This is a genomic window from Kitasatospora sp. NPDC086009, assembly GCF_044540385.1.
GTDB lineage: Bacteria > Actinomycetota > Actinomycetes > Streptomycetales > Streptomycetaceae > Kitasatospora.
Genome location: NZ_JBITSA010000013.1, coordinates 1 through 15729, shown reverse-complemented (window position 1 = coordinate 15729; position 15729 = coordinate 1). Strand labels below are relative to the sequence as shown.

At 72.3% G+C, this 15729-nt stretch carries 15 protein-coding genes and 2 pseudogenes; 8 read left to right on the top strand and 9 right to left on the bottom strand.

Going from position 1 to position 15729, the window contains the following annotated elements; all coding sequences use genetic code 11:
• The first annotated feature begins 59 nt into the window (after positions 1 to 59).
• Entirely contained in the window at positions 60 to 1130 is a 1071-nt protein-coding gene (locus tag ACIF6L_RS26360) for a helix-turn-helix domain-containing protein (protein WP_396490386.1), read from the top strand.
• Here the strand turns inward: ACIF6L_RS26360 and ACIF6L_RS26355 are convergent.
• Both ACIF6L_RS26355 and ACIF6L_RS26350 read right to left on the bottom strand, forming a co-directional pair.
• Positions 1127 to 1711 carry a DUF5919 domain-containing protein gene (locus ACIF6L_RS26355; RefSeq protein ID WP_396490411.1) on the bottom strand — a complete coding sequence of 195 codons (585 nt, stop codon included), beginning with the start codon at positions 1709 to 1711 and terminating at the stop codon, positions 1127 to 1129. The genes ACIF6L_RS26360 and ACIF6L_RS26355 overlap by 4 nt on opposite strands.
• 9 nt (positions 1712 to 1720) lie before the next feature.
• Positions 1721 to 1900 (bottom strand): annotated as a pseudogene (locus ACIF6L_RS26350) (XRE family transcriptional regulator); the annotation flags it as partial.
• 324 nt (positions 1901 to 2224) lie between these two features.
• Between ACIF6L_RS26350 and ACIF6L_RS26345 the strand changes: the two are divergent.
• From ACIF6L_RS26345 to ACIF6L_RS26330, 4 genes and pseudogenes are all read left to right on the top strand, one after another.
• Positions 2225 to 2359, top strand: coding sequence for a hypothetical protein (locus ACIF6L_RS26345; protein ID WP_396490387.1), 135 nt, complete (start codon positions 2225 to 2227; stop codon positions 2357 to 2359).
• A gap of 163 nt (positions 2360 to 2522) precedes the next feature.
• Positions 2523 to 2786, top strand: a complete 264-nt coding sequence (locus tag ACIF6L_RS26340; protein WP_396490388.1) for a hypothetical protein — start codon at positions 2523 to 2525, stop codon at positions 2784 to 2786.
• Between the two features lie 19 nt (positions 2787 to 2805).
• A complete protein-coding gene (locus ACIF6L_RS26335) occupies positions 2806 to 3234 on the top strand; it encodes a hypothetical protein (protein ID WP_396490389.1) in 429 nt (142 codons plus the stop codon).
• A gap of 787 nt (positions 3235 to 4021) precedes the next feature.
• Positions 4022 to 4813 (top strand): annotated as a pseudogene (locus ACIF6L_RS26330) (NADH:flavin oxidoreductase/NADH oxidase); the annotation flags it as partial.
• Positions 4814 to 4858: 45 nt separating this feature from the next.
• On the opposite strand, the gene ACIF6L_RS26325 reads toward ACIF6L_RS26330, so the two are convergent.
• Positions 4859 to 6064 carry a PP2C family protein-serine/threonine phosphatase gene (locus ACIF6L_RS26325; protein ID WP_396490390.1) on the bottom strand — a complete coding sequence of 402 codons (1206 nt, stop codon included), beginning with the start codon at positions 6062 to 6064 and terminating at the stop codon, positions 4859 to 4861.
• Positions 6061 to 7671 carry a CHASE3 domain-containing protein gene (locus ACIF6L_RS26320; protein WP_396490392.1) on the bottom strand — a complete coding sequence of 537 codons (1611 nt, stop codon included), beginning with the start codon at positions 7669 to 7671 and terminating at the stop codon, positions 6061 to 6063. Before ACIF6L_RS26320 ends, ACIF6L_RS26325 begins: the two co-directional genes overlap by 4 nt.
• A gap of 114 nt (positions 7672 to 7785) precedes the next feature.
• Here ACIF6L_RS26320 and ACIF6L_RS26315 point away from each other — a divergent pair, with 114 nt between their 5' ends.
• Positions 7786 to 8130 carry a hypothetical protein gene (locus tag ACIF6L_RS26315; protein WP_329485595.1) on the top strand — a complete coding sequence of 115 codons (345 nt, stop codon included), beginning with the start codon at positions 7786 to 7788 and terminating at the stop codon, positions 8128 to 8130.
• Positions 8127 to 8552 (top strand): response regulator, encoded by a 426-nt coding sequence (locus ACIF6L_RS26310; RefSeq protein ID WP_329485594.1) that lies wholly within the window; start codon positions 8127 to 8129, stop codon positions 8550 to 8552. The genes ACIF6L_RS26315 and ACIF6L_RS26310 overlap by 4 nt, the downstream gene beginning before the upstream one ends.
• A 162-nt stretch (positions 8553 to 8714) precedes the next feature.
• Here ACIF6L_RS26310 and galK read toward each other — a convergent pair whose 3' ends face one another.
• The 3 genes from galK to galT are packed head-to-tail and all read right to left on the bottom strand — an operon-like array spanning position 8715 to position 11910.
• Positions 8715 to 9845: a galactokinase gene (galK, locus tag ACIF6L_RS26305; RefSeq protein WP_396490393.1), complete on the bottom strand. Its 1131-nt coding sequence runs from the start codon at positions 9843 to 9845 to the stop codon at positions 8715 to 8717.
• On the bottom strand, positions 9842 to 10810 hold the full coding sequence (galE, locus tag ACIF6L_RS26300; RefSeq protein ID WP_396490395.1) for a UDP-glucose 4-epimerase GalE: 969 nt from the start codon (positions 10808 to 10810) through the stop codon (positions 9842 to 9844). Before galE ends, galK begins: the two co-directional genes overlap by 4 nt.
• Positions 10807 to 11910 carry a galactose-1-phosphate uridylyltransferase gene (gene galT / locus ACIF6L_RS26295; RefSeq protein ID WP_396490396.1) on the bottom strand — a complete coding sequence of 368 codons (1104 nt, stop codon included), beginning with the start codon at positions 11908 to 11910 and terminating at the stop codon, positions 10807 to 10809. Before galT ends, galE begins: the two co-directional genes overlap by 4 nt.
• 537 nt (positions 11911 to 12447) lie before the next feature.
• Here galT and ACIF6L_RS26290 point away from each other — a divergent pair.
• The gene (locus tag ACIF6L_RS26290; protein WP_396490413.1) at positions 12448 to 13248 is read left to right on the top strand and encodes a DeoR/GlpR family DNA-binding transcription regulator; all 801 of its coding nucleotides are present in this window, start codon (positions 12448 to 12450) and stop codon (positions 13246 to 13248) included.
• Between the two features lie 101 nt (positions 13249 to 13349).
• Here the strand turns inward: ACIF6L_RS26290 and ACIF6L_RS26285 are convergent, their stop codons facing one another.
• Positions 13350 to 14204, bottom strand: a complete 855-nt coding sequence (locus tag ACIF6L_RS26285; protein WP_396490398.1) for a DeoR/GlpR family DNA-binding transcription regulator — start codon at positions 14202 to 14204, stop codon at positions 13350 to 13352.
• Positions 14205 to 14540: 336 nt separating this feature from the next.
• Positions 14541 to 15575, bottom strand: coding sequence for an ABC transporter permease (locus ACIF6L_RS26280; RefSeq protein ID WP_396490400.1), 1035 nt, complete (start codon positions 15573 to 15575; stop codon positions 14541 to 14543).
• Positions 15576 to 15729 lie beyond the last annotated feature (154 nt).

Sequence of the window (15729 nt, the reverse complement as noted above, 5' to 3'; positions counted from 1 at the left end):
AGAAACCCCGGCGGCGCTGTAACGCCCCGGGGTCATGGCACTAGGAGTGGGGACTCCGAATGCGCATCCATCGTATCGCGCGGCACACGCGCGGGTTCACGATCCTGGACAACGGGCACGTCATCCGAAAGCACAGCCTCTCGTGGACTGCCCGCGGACTGCTCGCGTACCTCTTGAGCCTCCCCGACGCATCCCGGGAGGACGTCAGGACGCTGTCCGCGAAGTCGCGCGAAGGGCGCACGGCGATCGCTCGCGCGCTGAACGAGTTGGAGGCCGCCGGCCACTACGTCCGTCGGACCGCGCGCGACCCGCTGACGGGCCAGGTGCGGACGACGGTGTCCGTCCACGAGGTCCCGGTGACGTTGGGCAAGTCGGCGCACACGGCTCGGCCGCTTCCCGCATCCCCGGCCGCCGGTGGACCTGGAGCTGGAGGCGCGGGCGCCGGGAACGCGGGAAGCCCGTCCTTGACGGTAAAGACGGTGTCTCGGCAGGAAGTTGAAGTACCGTCCATCCCTCCGGCCGAAGGGCTGCTGACTGAGGATCCGGAGCTGATGGAGCCGGCCGACCCGGAGGAGCTGACGGAGGCGTACGCGGCCTTCTCCGCCCTTCTCGGAGGGACGGACGGGGATTCCCCCACCGAGCCCGAGAACGAGCCGCAGGCGCCCGCACAGCGCGCCACTGAGCCCCGTCAGGCGGCTGCTCCGGCACGGATGACCGAAGGCATGGCGTTGCTGCTGGAGCTGGGCCAGCGTGAACCGCGGAAGGCTCTGGCGGGAAAGGTGCTGACGGATCAGGCCGCCATGGTGGAGGGACTGCTGGCCGGCGGGTGGACCCGCGCCACGCTGATGCCGATCCTGGCCGCCCCGCTTCCGGAGAAGATCCGCCGCACTGTCGGGGCGGTCATTTCCGCCCGGCTGTCGCAGATCCCGCCGATCGCGCCCGTTTCCGAGAGCAAGAGTGCGCCCGTGCCCCGACCCGTGACGTACGACTGCGACAACTGCCGCGCTCCGGGGATGTCCCGACCCGGGGTGTGCCGGAAGTGCCGCGAGGTTAAGCCGACGGAAGCGCTCCCCGGCGCTGTGGTCGGCGGGGGATGGCGATCGCGGGTACCCATGCGAGACGCGGTCTAGGCGATCGGGCGCCCGCGCTCCCATAGCTCTTCGACGTGGTCCGAGAAGCGGTCAAACAATCCACCAGGCTCGCCTCGTCGAAGGTGCATGAGGGGTGAGTCGTGGCCAACGACCGACGCTAGGTGGGGTGTCACCATGGCGTCCGAGTCGAACCGGAAGACGCTGAGACTGACGTGGTTCGGGCCGTCCTCCGCAGCGCTGAAGCGGGCCTCCAGCCCGGGCAGCGGGCCGACCTTGGCCAGCTCCTCCAGGGTCATCCGAATGCGCGTCGACACGGTCAGGGCAACGCCCTCCACCCGCTCTCGGTGTTTGGTCGTCTCGGACTCGGGGTCGCCGAGCAGGAAGCGGATCCGGCAGCCTGCGTCCGACTTGCGCCGCAGAGTGTTGCTGAAGTCCGGCTGCTGGGGCCAGAAGAAGTAGTTCGTGTAGCCGCTGAAGATCAAGTCTGAGGATGAGTCTTCGATTAGCTGACCCCACACCGCCGTTGGGCAGGCAGAGCGATAGGGATAGACGGCGAAAACCTGCTTGTCGTACCCCGTCTTCACCCTTGCACGGATTCCCGACGGCCACAGAACTGCCACGTCATCCACCCCTAGCACTCGCGCCACATCTTCCTGATTCCGCTGGTGTGGCACCTCCGACTCGTCTCGAAGCCAGCGTCCCACGGTTTTAGGTGTTACCCGAACGGCGGCAGCCAGTCCTGCCGGCTTGATCCCTGCCCTCGCCATAGCATCACGCAGCTGTGTGTTCAAGACATGACCCCCGGACATTTGGCTTTTCTCAGACTGTAGCGCCTGAGTGGTCGTCATGTCCGCACGTTGCGCGGCGCATTAGGTACCTCTGCGGTCGATGATTGAAGACGTCAAGCCGAGAGGAGACCACCAATGGTGGCGCGACAGCACGTCCCGCAGCACGGCGCGAACGACCAGGCACCGGTGTTATCCACGAGGGTTGCATGGACGCTCAGCCCGGACCACAAACCCGATGCACGGCCGGTTACGCATCAGCTCTGCTGTGCTTCGGAGGACGAGGACGGGACCGTCTGCGGGGCAAAGGGCCCGCGCTCCGAATCCGCCAAGAAGGCCCACGCCTGGGTGTTCTCGCACGCTGGCGAACAGCTCGCACACCGCTCGTTCTACGACGTGGTCGAGATGCCCTACGTTCTGAGCCCGGAGGTCGAGCCGGAGGAGAACACGCCGCCGGCCCGGCTCTACCCGTCGGAGCACTGAGTGTCAGCCGACGAGAGCCGCAACGAGTGCCCCGAGTGTGACTACTTCGCTCGCGCCATCGCGCAGTACCCAGAGACGGACTATCCCACCATCGCGCGGCAGCTGGCCAGGGCTCGCGCAGCGCACGAAGACGACGAACAGATCGCATCGCTGGAGGCAGCACGTGCCCGCTAGTGAGTGGCCAGCTACGTGGCTCGCGTTCCTCGGCGGTCCCGCCCCGTACGAGCCGACGGAGTGGGACGACGAGCCGGTCGACCCCTACGCCTGGCTCAAGGGCCACGGCTGGCCGCCGGAACGACCCCGGGGCCCGCGCCCGGTGCTGACGCCGGAGGAGCACACGGAGGCCCCGTTGACGGCGGACCAGCGCCAGCGGCGGGCCGAGTTGCTGGCCCGGGTCCGCAGCGCCAACCACCCGGGGATCCGATGACGTCCAGGGAAGGGCAGCCGTGCCTGAACTGAGATACCCGCGGTACCGCGAGCCGCTGGCGGTGCCCATGTACGACAGCGTAGAGGCCTACGTCTACGCGCCGGAGTTCGATCCGAACGAGAGCGCGAAGGGCTGCCAGTGCCCCAGACGCATCGAAGGTGGCTGCGTCGAAGACCTTGGGCTACCCGGGCTGCAAGAACAGTTCCGCGACCGCTACCGCCGCGTGTGGACCGTGCTGGGGCGGGAGCGAGCGGCCGACCCGGTGAGCGGCAGGGTCCGCGCGACGACCGTCATGCTCCGGCGCATGGAGGCTGGCCGGCCGGTCTTCAAGACCATTCGCTGTGCCGACGCACCCGTGACGGAGAACCGGTACGAGCAGAACCGCGACGGCCGCCCGCCGGCCTTCCTCAGACTCCCGCGCCAGCCGGCTACCCCCGTGGACAGCTAGCCGGCCGGTGCGGGTCAGCAAGTGCACTACGGCCGCACAACCGTACGGCCGGAACCCTCCATCAAAGGAGTGCACCGATGGCATGTTCCCGTTGCGGGAGCGCGATGGACACGAGCAGGCGTCCGTATGTCTGCCACTCGTGCGGCAACGTCATGGGTGTCGCGATTCCGCCCACCCAGGCGTACGGCCCCCTTACGGTGGCCAGGATGCTGATGGGCGCCTCTGGCGCGCTGACACCCGGAAGGTAGGCGGCAATGAGCGCTCCGCGTTGCGGCAAGTGCAGGAAGTCCGTTGACGTTGGCCCGGAGGGCGGATACGTGTGCGGCTCGTGCTGGCACGTCGTACCCCCCAGCCGGACCGATCAGCGACGGGTGACCACCGGGGACGTTGGTGTCTCCGGAATGCACTGCGCGCACTGCGGAGCGGAGATCAACTACGGCCCGGAGGGCGGGTACGTCTGCGGCTCGTGTAACTACGTCGTGGAGCCCCCGCGTTCGTCCGTGGCGCGCAAGGAAGCCGCCAAGGACCGGGCCGACCGTCAGCGTCGCGTGGCGGAAGACAAGGCGATGCAGTCGCGCCCTGGCCGTCGCTGACCCTGAGCCGGCCCGACCGTCAACGTCCCCCGCGGGGCGGTCGGGCCCCTAGACGCCCCTTCTTTGCGCCGGCGCGCAGACGTGAGGAAGCGGGCAGAGCAGAGCCCCCGGACGACGCTTGGCGGTGTCATGTCCGGGGGCTCTGTGCTGCGCCCTAGCTGGTCAGACAAGGAATTTATGACCGAGAGTCGGAGCAACTAGCCCATGCCGGCCGCAAGGCCTCCACCGAGCGCACCTGGGTCGACCGCGGCCGCGCCATCGGCCCGGACGAGGCCCACGGCTGGACGCCGGTCGGTCCGAGCGCCGTGCCCTTCTCGTCGGCGCACACCACGCCGGAGGAGCTGACGGAGGAGCAGATCGGTGATGTCGTACGGCAGTTCGCCGACGCCGCCCGCCGGGCGCTCGACGCCGGCTTCCAGGTCGCCGAGATCCACGGTGCCCACGGCTACCTGATCCACCAGTTCCTCTCGCCCCACAGCAACCACCGCACCGACGCCTACGGTGGCTCCTTCGAGGGACGCATCCGCTTCGCGCTGGAGGTCGTCGACGCCGTCCGGGCGGTGTGGCCGCAGGACCTGCCGCTCTTCTTCCGGATCTCCGCGACCGACTGGCTCACCGAGGACCCGCAGGACGACCGCGAGGGCTGGACGTCGGAGGACACCGTCCGGTTCGCCAAGGAGCTCCAGGCCCGTGGCGTGGACCTGATGGACATCTCCACCGGAGGCATCGCCCCCGACGCCAGGATCACCGCCGGCCCCGGCTACCAGGTGCCCTTCGCCGAGGCGGTGCGCAACGGGACCGGCATGCCGGTGGCGGCCGTCGGCCTGATCACCGACCCCGCCCAGGCCGAGGAGATCCTGGCCGCCGGCCGGGCCGACGCCGTCCTGCTCGGCCGCGAACTCCTGCGCGACCCCTACTGGCCCCGCCACGCCGCCATCGCCCTCGGCGCCCCCCTCCCCGCCCCGGTCCAGTACCACCGCGCCTGACCCCGGCTCCGGCCGCCGGGGCGCGCTCCGGCGGCCCCCGGCCGGTCAGTCCGACGGGGGGCGGCTGCCCCAGTCGAGGCGCAGGACGGCGAGGTCGTCGGTGTGGCGGCCGGCGTTGAGGGCGTGGGTCTCCTTGATGAGGAGGTCGACGTGGGCGGCCGGGTCGGCCGGGGGCAGGGTGCCGATCAGTCGGAGCAGGCCGTCGACGCCGAGCCGTCCCTTCGTCGTCCCGTTGTGCCCCTCGGTGAGGCCGTCGGTGTAGAGGGTGAGCGCGCCGTCGGCCGGGAGGGGGATGACGGTCGGGGTCCAGCTCCCCAGTCCGGGGGCGATGCCCAGGGCGATGCCGTGGGCGGCGGTCAGCTCACGGGTGCCGTGCGCCGTGGTGAGCAGGGGCTCGTGGTGGCCGGCCAGGTGGAGGGTGGCCGTGGTGGCGTTCTGGTCGAGCGTGAGGAGCGTGCAGGTGGCGAAGAGCACCTGGTTGCCGCGTTCGGCGATCAGGATGCGCTCCATCAGGTGGAGCAGGCTCTCGCCGCGGTGTCCGCCGAGTACCAGGGAGCGCCAGGCGATCCGCAGCAGCACGCCGAGTGCGGCGGCGTCGGGGCCGTGTCCGCTGACGTCGCCGACGACGGCGTGCAGCAGTCCGTCGTCGCCCTCCACGACGTCGAGGAAGTCCCCGCCGAGCAGGGCCGTGGTGGCTCCGGGCAGGTAGCGGGCGGTCACCGTGACCGTGGAGGTGCCGAGGATCGGCGGGGGCAGCAGCCCCCGCTCCAGGCGGGCGTTCTCCTCGGCCCGCAGGCGGGCGGCCTGGGCCTCGATGCTGGCGCGCTCGGTCTGGCTGCGGTACACGGCGTAGCGCACGGTGCGGTGCAGCAGGTCCGCCTCGACCTTGCCCTTGACGAGGTAGTCCTGGGCGCCGGCGGCCATCGCCTCGGTGCCCGCCTGGGCCTCCGCCAAGCCGGTGAGGACGATCACCGCCGTGTGGGGGGCGACGGCGCGGACGGCGGTGACCGCGGCGGTGCCCGTGGCGTCGGGCAGGTGCAGGTCGAGGAGGATGCAGTCGGCCGGGTGGGCGGCGAGGGCGGCGCGGGCCTCGGCGAGGGTGGGCCGGGTGGTGAGTTCGAACCGCAGCCCGGTGTCGTGGAGGAGCTCCTCCACGAGCAGGGCGTCGCCCTGGTCGTCCTCGATGAGGAGGACGCGGTACAGCGATTCGTCGGGGGCGGCGCCGGGGGTGGCTGCCACGGCCGTGCTCATCGTGCCTGCTCCGTGTCGGATCGGGCCGCGGTCTCGCCGGTCGGCGGGCCGGGGCGCTGCGGCGGTTCGGGTGCCAGGGTGAAGGTGATGCGGGCGCCCTCGCGGTGGTCGGGGTCGATGGCGATGGTGCCGCCGTGGAACTCGACGATCTTCTTGCACATCGCCAGCCCGATGCCGCTGCCGGAGTAGGCGTCCTTGGTGTGCAGCCGCTGGAAGATCACGAACACCTTCTCGGCGAACTCCGGTGCGATGCCGATGCCGTTGTCGGTCACCGCGAAGTGCCAGAGCGCGTCCTCCCGGACGGCCGTGACGTGGATCTCCGGCGCCACGCCGGGGCGGCGGAACTTGACCGCGTTGCCGATCAGGTTCTGCCAGAGCATCCCCATCTGGGTGGGGTCGGCGACCAGGGTCGGCAGCGGATCGTGGGTGATCTTCGCGTCGGCCTCCTCGATGCCCACGCTCAGCGCGGCCAGGGTCTGTTCCAGCACCTGGTCCAGGTCGACCTCCTGGTGGGCGTGGTGGAGCCGGCCCACCCGGGAGAAGTCGAGGAGGTCGTTGATGAGGACCTGCATGCGGTTCGCACCGTCGACCGCGAAGGCGATGTACTGGTCGGCCTTGGCGTCGAGCCGGCCCCCGTAGCGGCGCTGGAGGAGCTGGGTGAAGCTGGAGACCTTGCGCAGCGGCTCCTGGAGGTCGTGGGAGGCGACGTAGGCGAACTGCTCCAGCTCGGTGTTGGACCGCTGGAGGTCCGCCGCCTGCTCGTCCAGGCGCAGCCGGGCCTCCTCGGTGAAGGCCAGTTCCCGCACCAGGCGCCGGCGCATGGAGTCGATCTCGCCGCTCAGGCGCCGGAGGTCGGCGGGGCCGGTCGGGGTGATGGGGTGGTCGAAGTCGCCGCCGCCGATGGTGCGGGCGTCCGCGACGAGTTGGTCCAGCGGCTCGGTGATGCCCCGGCGCAGCCCCTCGAACACCAGGGCGGCGAGGGCGGCGATCAGCACGGCGACGGCGCCGAACACCCAGTTCCGCAGCCGCATCATGGCGGCGAGGTCGCTCCGCGTGGCATCGCGGTTCTCGCGCAGCCGGTCCTCCTGGCCGCTCAGGGCGGCCCGTACGTCGTCGAAGGCGTTCTTGCCCTCCGGGGCGCTGCCGGCCGCGAGCGGCGAGGGCGTGCCGGGTGGCGCGGCGGCGATCGGCCGGGCGATCCGCTCCTGCCAGCTCGTCACGGCGTCCTGCACGGCCTTCAGGTCGGCGAGGCCGGAGGGGTCGTCGTGGAGCAGTTCCGTCAGCTGTGCGGTCTCCGTCCGCTGCTCGGCGAGCCCCTGCTGGTAGGGCGCCATGAACTCCGGGGTGCCGGTGAGGCCGTAGCCGCGGATCCCGGTCTCCTGGTTGAGCAGGGCCGACTCCAGGCGGAACGCGCTGGCGAGCGCGGGGGAGCGCACGTCCACCAGGTCGGTGCTGATCGACTGGGTGCGGGACAGTACCCACGCCCCCGCCACTCCGAGCAGGGTGAGGATCACCAGGGACGCGGTGACTCCCACCCGGAGCCACTGCCGGGTCGTCCATGTGGCAAGGCCCCCGCCGGACCTCCGGTCACTGTCGTCGCCGGTCATCGTGTCAACTCCTCGCTCTGCCCGATGCCTTCGATCGGATGCGGCGAGGCCACTCTAGAGGGCGGACGACAACGGTTGTTGTCGTGGGTTGGTTCTGGGCCTAGAGTGCCTGACATGCCCGGCAAGAACTTCGTACTGCGTACCACCTCGCAGGAGGCGGCCGCGATCGCGGACGCCGCGATGGGAGACCTCGCCCGGCGGCTGGCCGGGCGGCTGACGGCGGTCCCCGCCGCTCCCGCGGTGAGCGACACCGCCCAGGCGCTGAGCCTGCTCCACGTACTCGACCACCTCCGGCAGGCCACCGAACGGCTCCAGCGGGAGGCGGCCGGCGACGCCGCGCGCGCGGGTGCCGGCTACCCGCAGATCGGCGCCGCCTGCGGCATGACCCGTCAAGGTGCCCGCCGGCGCTGGCCGGGGCTTTTCCACCACCCGACCGAGAACCCGCGGAGCACCCGATGATGACCACCGCCCGCCCCTTCGATGTCCTGCTCGTGGAGGACGACGCCGCCGACGCGATGCTCATCGAGGAAGCCCTCTCCGAGCGCGGGGAGCGCAACCTGGTCCAGGTCACCGACGGCGTCGCCGCCCTCGAATACCTGCGCGCCCCGGACAGCGTGCGTCCCGACCTCATCGTCCTCGACCTCAACATGCCCCGGATGAACGGGCGCGACCTGCTGAAGGTCCTGAAGAACGACGACGACCTGCGGACCATCCCGGTGGTCGTGCTCACCACCTCCACCGCCCCGGACGACGTCACCGGCGCCTACAGCAGCCACGCCAACGCGTACGTGGCCAAGCCCGTCAACCTGGACGAGTTCGAGCAGGCCGTCCAGACCATCGACGCCTTCTACCTCGACACCGCCACCCGTCCCCGTCCCTGAACGGGCCGGCCCCTGAACGTCCCCGTCCCTGAACGGGCCGGCCCCGGCCGGCGAAACGCGGGCCGGGGCCGGGGACCGCAGCCGCGGACATGCTCGTGCCCGGGCCCGCCCGGGAACGACACGGGCGGCCCGGGCACGTCGACGGCCGCCCGTCGAGGCCCGTCAGGCGATGCGGCGGGCGCCGTCGGCGGGAGTGGCCGCGAAGGTGCGCGGCGGGGCGTGGCCGGCGGCCGCGAAGGCCGCGGTGACGGCGGCGGTGACGCGGTCGGCGTCGTCCCGGTGGACGAGCGCGATGACCGAGCCCCCGAAGCCGCCGCCGGTCATCCGGGCGCCGAGGGCGCCGGCGGCCGCGGCGGTGTCCGCGGCGAGGTCGGTCTCGGGGCAGGAGACCGCGTAGTCGTCGCGGAGCGAGGCGTGCCCGGCGGTGAGGACCGCGCCGAGGCCGGCCAGGTCGCCGGCGTCGAGCAGGGCGGTGGCCTGCCGTACCCGGTCGTCCTCGGTGACCACGTGGCGCACCAGCGGCCGCAGTTCGGCCGGCAGCCGGTCGAGGGCCGCGGGCAGGGCGTCGGCCGTGAGGTCGCGCAGGGCGGCGAGGCCGAGCAGCTCGGCGGCCCGCTCGCAGCCGGCCCGCAGCTTCGCGTAGGCGCCGTCGGCGAGGTCGTGCTTGACCCGGGTGTCGATCACGAGCAGCCGCAGGCCGGCGCCTTCGAGGTCGAGCGGCACCTGGCGGCTGGTGAGGTCGCGGGTGTCCAGGAGGAGCGCGTGGCCCGCGCGGCAGCACAGGGAGGCGGTCTGGTCCATGATCCCGCAGGGGACGCCGACGTAGGCGTTCTCGGCGCGCTGGGCGAGCAGGGCGAGCCGCATCCCGTCCAGGCCGAGGTGGTACAGGTCGTTGTAGGCGGTGGCGACGGCGCACTGCAGGGCGGCGGACGAGGAGAGGCCGGCGCCCTCGGGGACGTCGCTGTCGATCAGCAGATCGGCGCCGGCGACGGCGTGGCCCGCGTCGCGAAGGGCCCAGACGACGGCCGCGGGGTACGCGGTCCAGCCGGTGGTGGTCCCGGGCTCCAGCTTGTCGAGGTCGAGGGTGGTGATCTCGTCGCCGCCCCGGGTGCTGTGCAGGCGCAGCAGGCTGTCGTCGCGGCGGCGGGCCTGGACGCGGGTGGTGTGGGGGAGGGCGACGGGAAGGACGAAGCCGTCGTTGTAGTCGGTGTGCTCGCCGATCAGGTTGACCCGGCCGGGGGCGGCCCAGGTGCCCTCGGGGTCGGCGGAGAACAGCGTCCGGAAGGTGGTCATGCGGGGTGCTCCAGGGTGAAGTTCCAGGCGTCGGCGACGATGTCGTCGAGGTTGGGGCGCTTGGGGGTCCAGCCGAGCCTCTGGTGGGCGCGCTCGGCGGAGGCCACCAGGACGGCGGGGTCGCCGGCGCGGCGCTCGGCGGTGACCACCGGGATCTCGCGGCCGGTGACGCGCTTGACCGACTCGATGACCTCGCGGACCGAGAAGCCGCTGCCGTTGCCGAGGTTGCAGATCAGGTGCTCGCCCGCTTCGGCGGCGTCCAGCGCCAGCAGGTGGGCGTCGGCGAGGTCCGCGACGTGGATGTAGTCGCGGACGCAGGTGCCGTCCTCGGTCGGGTAGTCGTCGCCGTAGACCGCGATGTGCGGGCGCTGCCCGAGCGCGGCCTGGAAGACCAGCGGGATCAGGTGCGACTCGGGGTCGTGCCGCTCGCCGTAGGCACCGTACGCGCCGGCCACGTTGAAGTAGCGCAGCGAGACGGCGGCCAGGCCGTGCGCGACGGCCTCGCTGGTGATCAGGTGGTCGACGGCCAGCTTGGTCGCGCCGTAGGTGCTGGTGGGCGCGGTGCGGGCGGTCTCGGCGATCGGCACCGACTCCGGCTCGCCGTAGGTGGCGGCGGTGGAGGAGAACACCAGCTTGCGCACGCCCGCCGCGCGCATCGCGCTGATCAGCTCCAGCGAGCCGGCCACGTTGTTGCGCCAGTACTTCTCCGGGTCCGCGACCGACTCGCCGACCTGCGAGGAGGCCGCGAAGTGCAACACCCCGTCGAAGGAGGCGTCCAGGACCTCGCCCGCCTCCTGGATCCGCCCCCGCACGAACTCGGCGCCGGCCGGCACACCCTCGCGGAAGCCGGTGGAGAGGTCGTCCAGGACGGTCACCTGGTGTCCCGCCTCCAGCAGGTGGGCGGCGACCACGCTGCCGACATAGCCGGCGCCACCCGTGACCAGGTACTTGCGGGCGGCGCTCATGACGCCACCTCGCGCAGCCGCTCGGCGGCCGTCTCGGGCGACACGTCGTTGACGAAGGCGTCCATGCCGGACTCCACGCCGGCCAGGTACTTGAGCTTGTCGGCGGTCCGCCGGATGGTGAACAGCTCCAGGTGCAGGGCGAGTTCCGCGCCGTTGGTGGCGGGGGCCTGGTGCCAGGCGGAGATGTACGGGGTCGGCGCGGCGGGCCCGTCGGCGCCGGGTGCGGTGAACAGCCGGTCGAAGCGGCGCAGCAGCTCCAGGTAGACACCGGGGAACTCGGCGCGCTCGGCCTCGGTGAGCTGGGTGAGGTCGCCGACCCGGCAGTTGGGGTAGAGGTGCACCTCGTAGGGCCAGCGGGCGGCGAACGGCACGAAGGCGGTCCAGTGCCGGCCGGTGAGGACGGTGCGCCGGGGGTCGCCGCGTTCGGCGTCGAGCAGGTCCTCGAAGAGGTTGCGGCCGGTGGTGGCCCGGTGCTTCGCGGCCTGCTCCACCATCCGGGCGGTGCGCGGGGTGGCGAAGGGGAAGGCGTAGATCTGGCCGTGCGGGTGGGCGAGCGTGACGCCGATCTCGGCGCCCCGGTTCTCGAAGCAGTAGACCTGCTCGACGCCCGGCAGCGCGGAGAGTTCGGCGGTGCGGTCGGTCCAGGCGTCCAGGACCAGCCGGGCGTGCGCCTCGTCCAGGGCGGCGAAGGACGACTGGTGGTCGGAGGTGAAGCAGACGACCTCGCAGCGACCGGTGCCGGCCAGGGCGGTGCGCAGCGGGTCGCCGGCGACGCCCTCGGGGGCGGGGCTGTCCGCGGCGAGCGAGGGGAAGCGGTTCTCGAAGACGGCGACCTGGTAGTCGGCGTCGGGGATCTCGCTGAACCGGCCGTCGCGGGACGGGCAGAGCGGACATTCGTCGGCCGGCGGCTGGTACGTCCGGGCCTGGCGGTGGGCGGCGACGGTCACCCAGGCGCCGGTCACCGCGTCGCGGCGGATCTCCGAGCGGTTGGCCGGGGCCTCCAGGGGGCGGAGGTCCGCGGTGCCGCGGTGGGCGGGCACGTCGCTGTCGAAATAGATCAGCTCGCGCCCGTCGGCGAGCTTGCTGGTCGTCCTGATCACGGCTTCCTCTCGGCGGGGGTCCCGGGCGGCGAGTGCCTCGCTCCGCCAACGGACTGTGGCACCACATAATCAAACATAAATGAGCAAAAAGCAACGGTGGTGAATCGGGAACCTACGGCGAGCCTGGCACGGCGGGCGACGGCCGCGCCAGGACGGACACGCGGGCCCCGCGGGGCCGGTGCCGCGGGGCCGGGCGGACGCCGGGGAAGCGCGGGGGTCCAGGCGGTTTCGCGGGTCGCGACGGTGCCCGAGGGGGCGCGCGGACCGCGCCGGGCGCGCTCGGCGGCCGCCCCAGGACGTGCCCGGGCCGCGGTTCGCCGCAGCAGCGGGCGGAGGACGGCCAGGTCAACACGTTCCACCAGCAGCGGGCGGGCGAGCCCCCGGACACGACCGGAAGGAGGCGCTCCGCCGTTCGATCCTGTTCTCCCCTGCGCTACGTTGGTGGCCGGCAGACCCGGCCGACGGCGCACAGGCGCGCCGCGCGCGGCCGTGGGCGGGACAGGGACCGGAACGGGGAGCGTCGTGGCGGATCAGGGCATGCTGGCGCAGCAGCGTCGGGCGCTCATCCTGGAGTACGTCCGCAGGGACGGCGCCGTCCGGGTCGCCGACCTGGTGGAGGAACTCGGCGTCTCGGACATGACCATCCGCCGGGACCTCGACGCGCTCGCCCGCAGCGGCGGAGTGGAGAAGGTCCACGGCGGCGCCGTCGCGGTGACCGGACCGACCGCGACCACCGACGAACCCGGCTTCGAGGCCAAGTCCACCCGGGAGTCCGCGGCCAAGGCGGCCCTCGCGGACGCGGCCGCCGCCCTGGTCGAGCCCGGCACCGTCGTCGCGCTCTCCGCCGGCACCACGTCCTTCGCCGTCGCCTCGCGACTGCTCACCGTCCCCCGCCTGACCGTCGTCACCAACTCCCTGCCCGTCGCCGAGCTGCTGCGCACCGCCCGCCGGGAGCTGGGCGACGCGGCGCCGACCCTGCTGGTCACCGGCGGCAGCCCGACGCGCTCGGCGGCGCTGGTCGGGCCGCTGGCCGACCAGGCGATCCGCAGCCTCCACATGGACCTGCTGATCCTCGGCACGCACGGGGTCTCCGAGCAGGCCGGGCTCACCACCCCCAACCTCGCCGAGGCCGAGACCAACCGGGCCCTGGTGGCCGCCGCGCGCCGGGTGGCGGTGGTCGCGGACCACACCAAGTGGGGTGTGGTGGCACTGAGTTCCTTCGCCACGCTGGCCGACGTGGACTGCTTCGTGACCGACGACGGGATCTCCGGCCAGGCCCGCGCGGTGCTGGTGGACACGGTCGGCGAACTCGTCGTCGCGCCCGTCCCCAAGGACTGACCCGTTCCCGAGGGGCGACCCGTTCCCGAGGGGCGACCCGGTCCCGAGGACCGACCCGGTCCCGAGGACCGACCGGCCGTGCCACTGCCGGTCCACGGCGGTCACTCCGGCGGCCGCGGCCCCCGCGGGACCGGGCCCGGCTTCCTGCCGTCGTTCTCCGGGGCGCCGGGGGCGGTGATGATCAGCTTGCCGACCCGCTCCGCGAGGACCGCACGGGCCTGCGGCGGCATCCCGTCGTCGGTGACGAACCAGCCGATCTGGTCCAGGTCGGCGAAGGTGCTGAGCCCCGTGACGCCCCACTTGGTGTGGTCCGCCGCCACCGCGACGCGGCGGGCGCGCGAGATGAACATCCGGTTGGCCTGGGCCTCCGCGAGATTGGGGCTGGTGAGCCCCTCGTTCTCGGTGACCCCGTGGGTGCCGAGGATCAGCAGGTCGACGTGGAGCGAGGCGATGGCCTGGTCGGTGATGGGCCCGACGAGGGCCTCGGAGGGCGTCGCACTGCCGCCGGTCAGGAGCACGACGGGTGGCCGCTGGGCGGTGTCCGTGGCGCCGCGCACCAGGCGCTCGATCGGCAGCGAGTTGGTGAGGATGGTCAGGTCCGGGACGTTCAGCAGCTGGGTCGCCACGGCGTGCGTGGTGGAACCGCCGCTGAGGGCCACCACCGTGCCGGGTTCGACCAGGGCGGCGGTCGCCTCGGCGATGGTGGCCTTGGCAGCCGATTCGAGGGTGGACTTCACCTCGAAGCCGAGTTCCTGGGCGGTGCCGGCGGTGACCGCGCCGCCGTGGACCTTCTCCACCGCCCCGGACCGCGCCAGGGCGTCGAGGTCGCGCCGGATCGTCATGTCGGAGACCCCGAACGCGACGGACAGGTCGGACACCCGCACGGCGCCGTCGCGCCGGACCGCCTCCAGGATGAGGGCGCGGCGCTGCTGGGCGAGCAGCCCCTGATCGGGCATCACCATACTGTGGTCAGCTCCCTCGGGCGGATCGGATACGGCTCCATCGAGACGGTCCCGTCGAGGACGGCTCCGTCGAACGCGGTTCCGGGACGGGCCCGGTGGTGAGTCGGAGGCCACGCGGCCGGTACGGAACCGCCGGTGGCACCCGGTCCAGTCGGGTACCACCGGCAGTCTGTGGCGAGCGGGCCGACCCTCGGCGGCCCTCGCCCTTCCCCACGGGCGCGACCGGGGCGGTCCGTTCGTCGAACGGGCGCCGCCGTCCGGGCGGGTGCGGAAGTCGGCCGACCCGGCACGGCCTCCGGGCCGATCGGTCCGGAGGCCCGGGCCCGGTGTCTAGGCGGGGAGGCCGATGGCGCGTTCGCCGTTGCGGCGTTGCTGGATGACGACGGCGGCGACGAGGAGGGCTCCTTGGGCGACGTTCTGCCAGAAGGAGTTGATGCCTTCGACGGTGAGGCCGTTCTCGAGGCAGCCGAGGAGGGCGACGGCGAGGAGGGTGCCGCCGATGCCGCCCTTGCCGCCCTTGAGGGCGCAGCCGCCGAGGGCGGCGGCGGTGATGGCCTTGAGTTCGAGGCCTTCGCTGCCGGAGGTGGGTTGGCCGGAGCCGGTGCGGGCGGTGAGGAGGATGCCGGCGAGGGCGGCGACGATGCCGATGAGGGCGTAGACGGAGACGAGGTATTTGTTGATGTTGATGCCGGCGAGGCGGGCGGCGGTGTCGTTGCCGCCGATGGCGTAGATGTTGCGGCCGATGTCGGTGTACTTGAGGAGGAGGTGGACGGTGGTGGCGACGAGGATGAGGAGCCAGACCATGACGGGCAGGCCGGCGATCTTGCCGCGTCCGAGGAAGACGAAGAGGTCGTTGTTGAGGACGTAGCCCTGGGCGCGGCCGTTGGAGACGAGTTGGGCGATGCCCTTGTAGGCGGCGAGGCCGGCGAGGGTGGCGATGGTGGGGTTGACGCGGCCGTAGACGATGATGACGCCGTTGAGGATGCCGACGGCGATGCCGATGCCGATGGCGGCGGCGATGCCGGCGAGGGCGTTGGAGCCGGCGGAGGTGAAGGCCATGGCGGAGACGACGGAGGCGATGCCGACCTGGGAGCCGACGGAGATGTCGAGGCCGCCGCAGATGATGACGACGGTCTGGACGACGGCGAGGAGGCCGGTGATGGTGGCGGCCTCGGCGATGACCTGCATGTTGGTGATGCTGAGGAAGTTGTCGTTCAGGATGCCGAACAGGGCCAGGACCAGGACGAGGGCGCCGATCAGGCTCAGGTTCTGACCGCCGATGGAGGCCAGGAGCGAGGCGCGGTTCTTGGTGGGCCGGTGTGGTGCGCCGTTCTCGGCGGTCGGCCGGGCGGTGGTGGTGCTCATGCGCGGGCTCCAGGGGCGGTCGTCGTCGTGGGGGCGGTGGTCGGCTTGTCGTGGGTGATGTCGTCGGCCATGGCGAGGGCGAGGATGGCTTCCTCGGTGGCCCGGGCGCGGGGGAGTTCGCCGGTGATGCGGCCGTTCTGCATGACGACGATCC

Bases quoted from the DNA above. Each gene is read 5' to 3' on its own strand.
- ACIF6L_RS26310 (WP_329485594.1), top strand. From the start codon at position 8,127: ATGATGACCACCGCCCGCCCCTTCGATGTCCTGCTCGTGGAGGACGAC.
- ACIF6L_RS26320 (WP_396490392.1), bottom strand. From the start codon at position 7,671: ATGACCGGCGACGACAGTGACCGGAGGTCCGGCGGGGGCCTTGCCACA.
- ACIF6L_RS26290 (WP_396490413.1), top strand. From the start codon at position 12,448: ATGCTGGCGCAGCAGCGTCGGGCGCTCATCCTGGAGTACGTCCGCAGG.
- galK (WP_396490393.1), bottom strand. From the start codon at position 9,845: ATGACCACCTTCCGGACGCTGTTCTCCGCCGACCCCGAGGGCACCTGG.
- galE (WP_396490395.1), bottom strand. From the start codon at position 10,810: ATGAGCGCCGCCCGCAAGTACCTGGTCACGGGTGGCGCCGGCTATGTC.
- ACIF6L_RS26360 (WP_396490386.1), top strand. From the start codon at position 60: ATGCGCATCCATCGTATCGCGCGGCACACGCGCGGGTTCACGATCCTG.
- ACIF6L_RS26325 (WP_396490390.1), bottom strand. From the start codon at position 6,064: ATGAGCACGGCCGTGGCAGCCACCCCCGGCGCCGCCCCCGACGAATCG.
- ACIF6L_RS26315 (WP_329485595.1), top strand. From the start codon at position 7,786: ATGCCCGGCAAGAACTTCGTACTGCGTACCACCTCGCAGGAGGCGGCC.
- ACIF6L_RS26285 (WP_396490398.1), bottom strand. From the start codon at position 14,204: ATGCCCGATCAGGGGCTGCTCGCCCAGCAGCGCCGCGCCCTCATCCTG.
- ACIF6L_RS26280 (WP_396490400.1), bottom strand. From the start codon at position 15,575: ATGAGCACCACCACCGCCCGGCCGACCGCCGAGAACGGCGCACCACAC.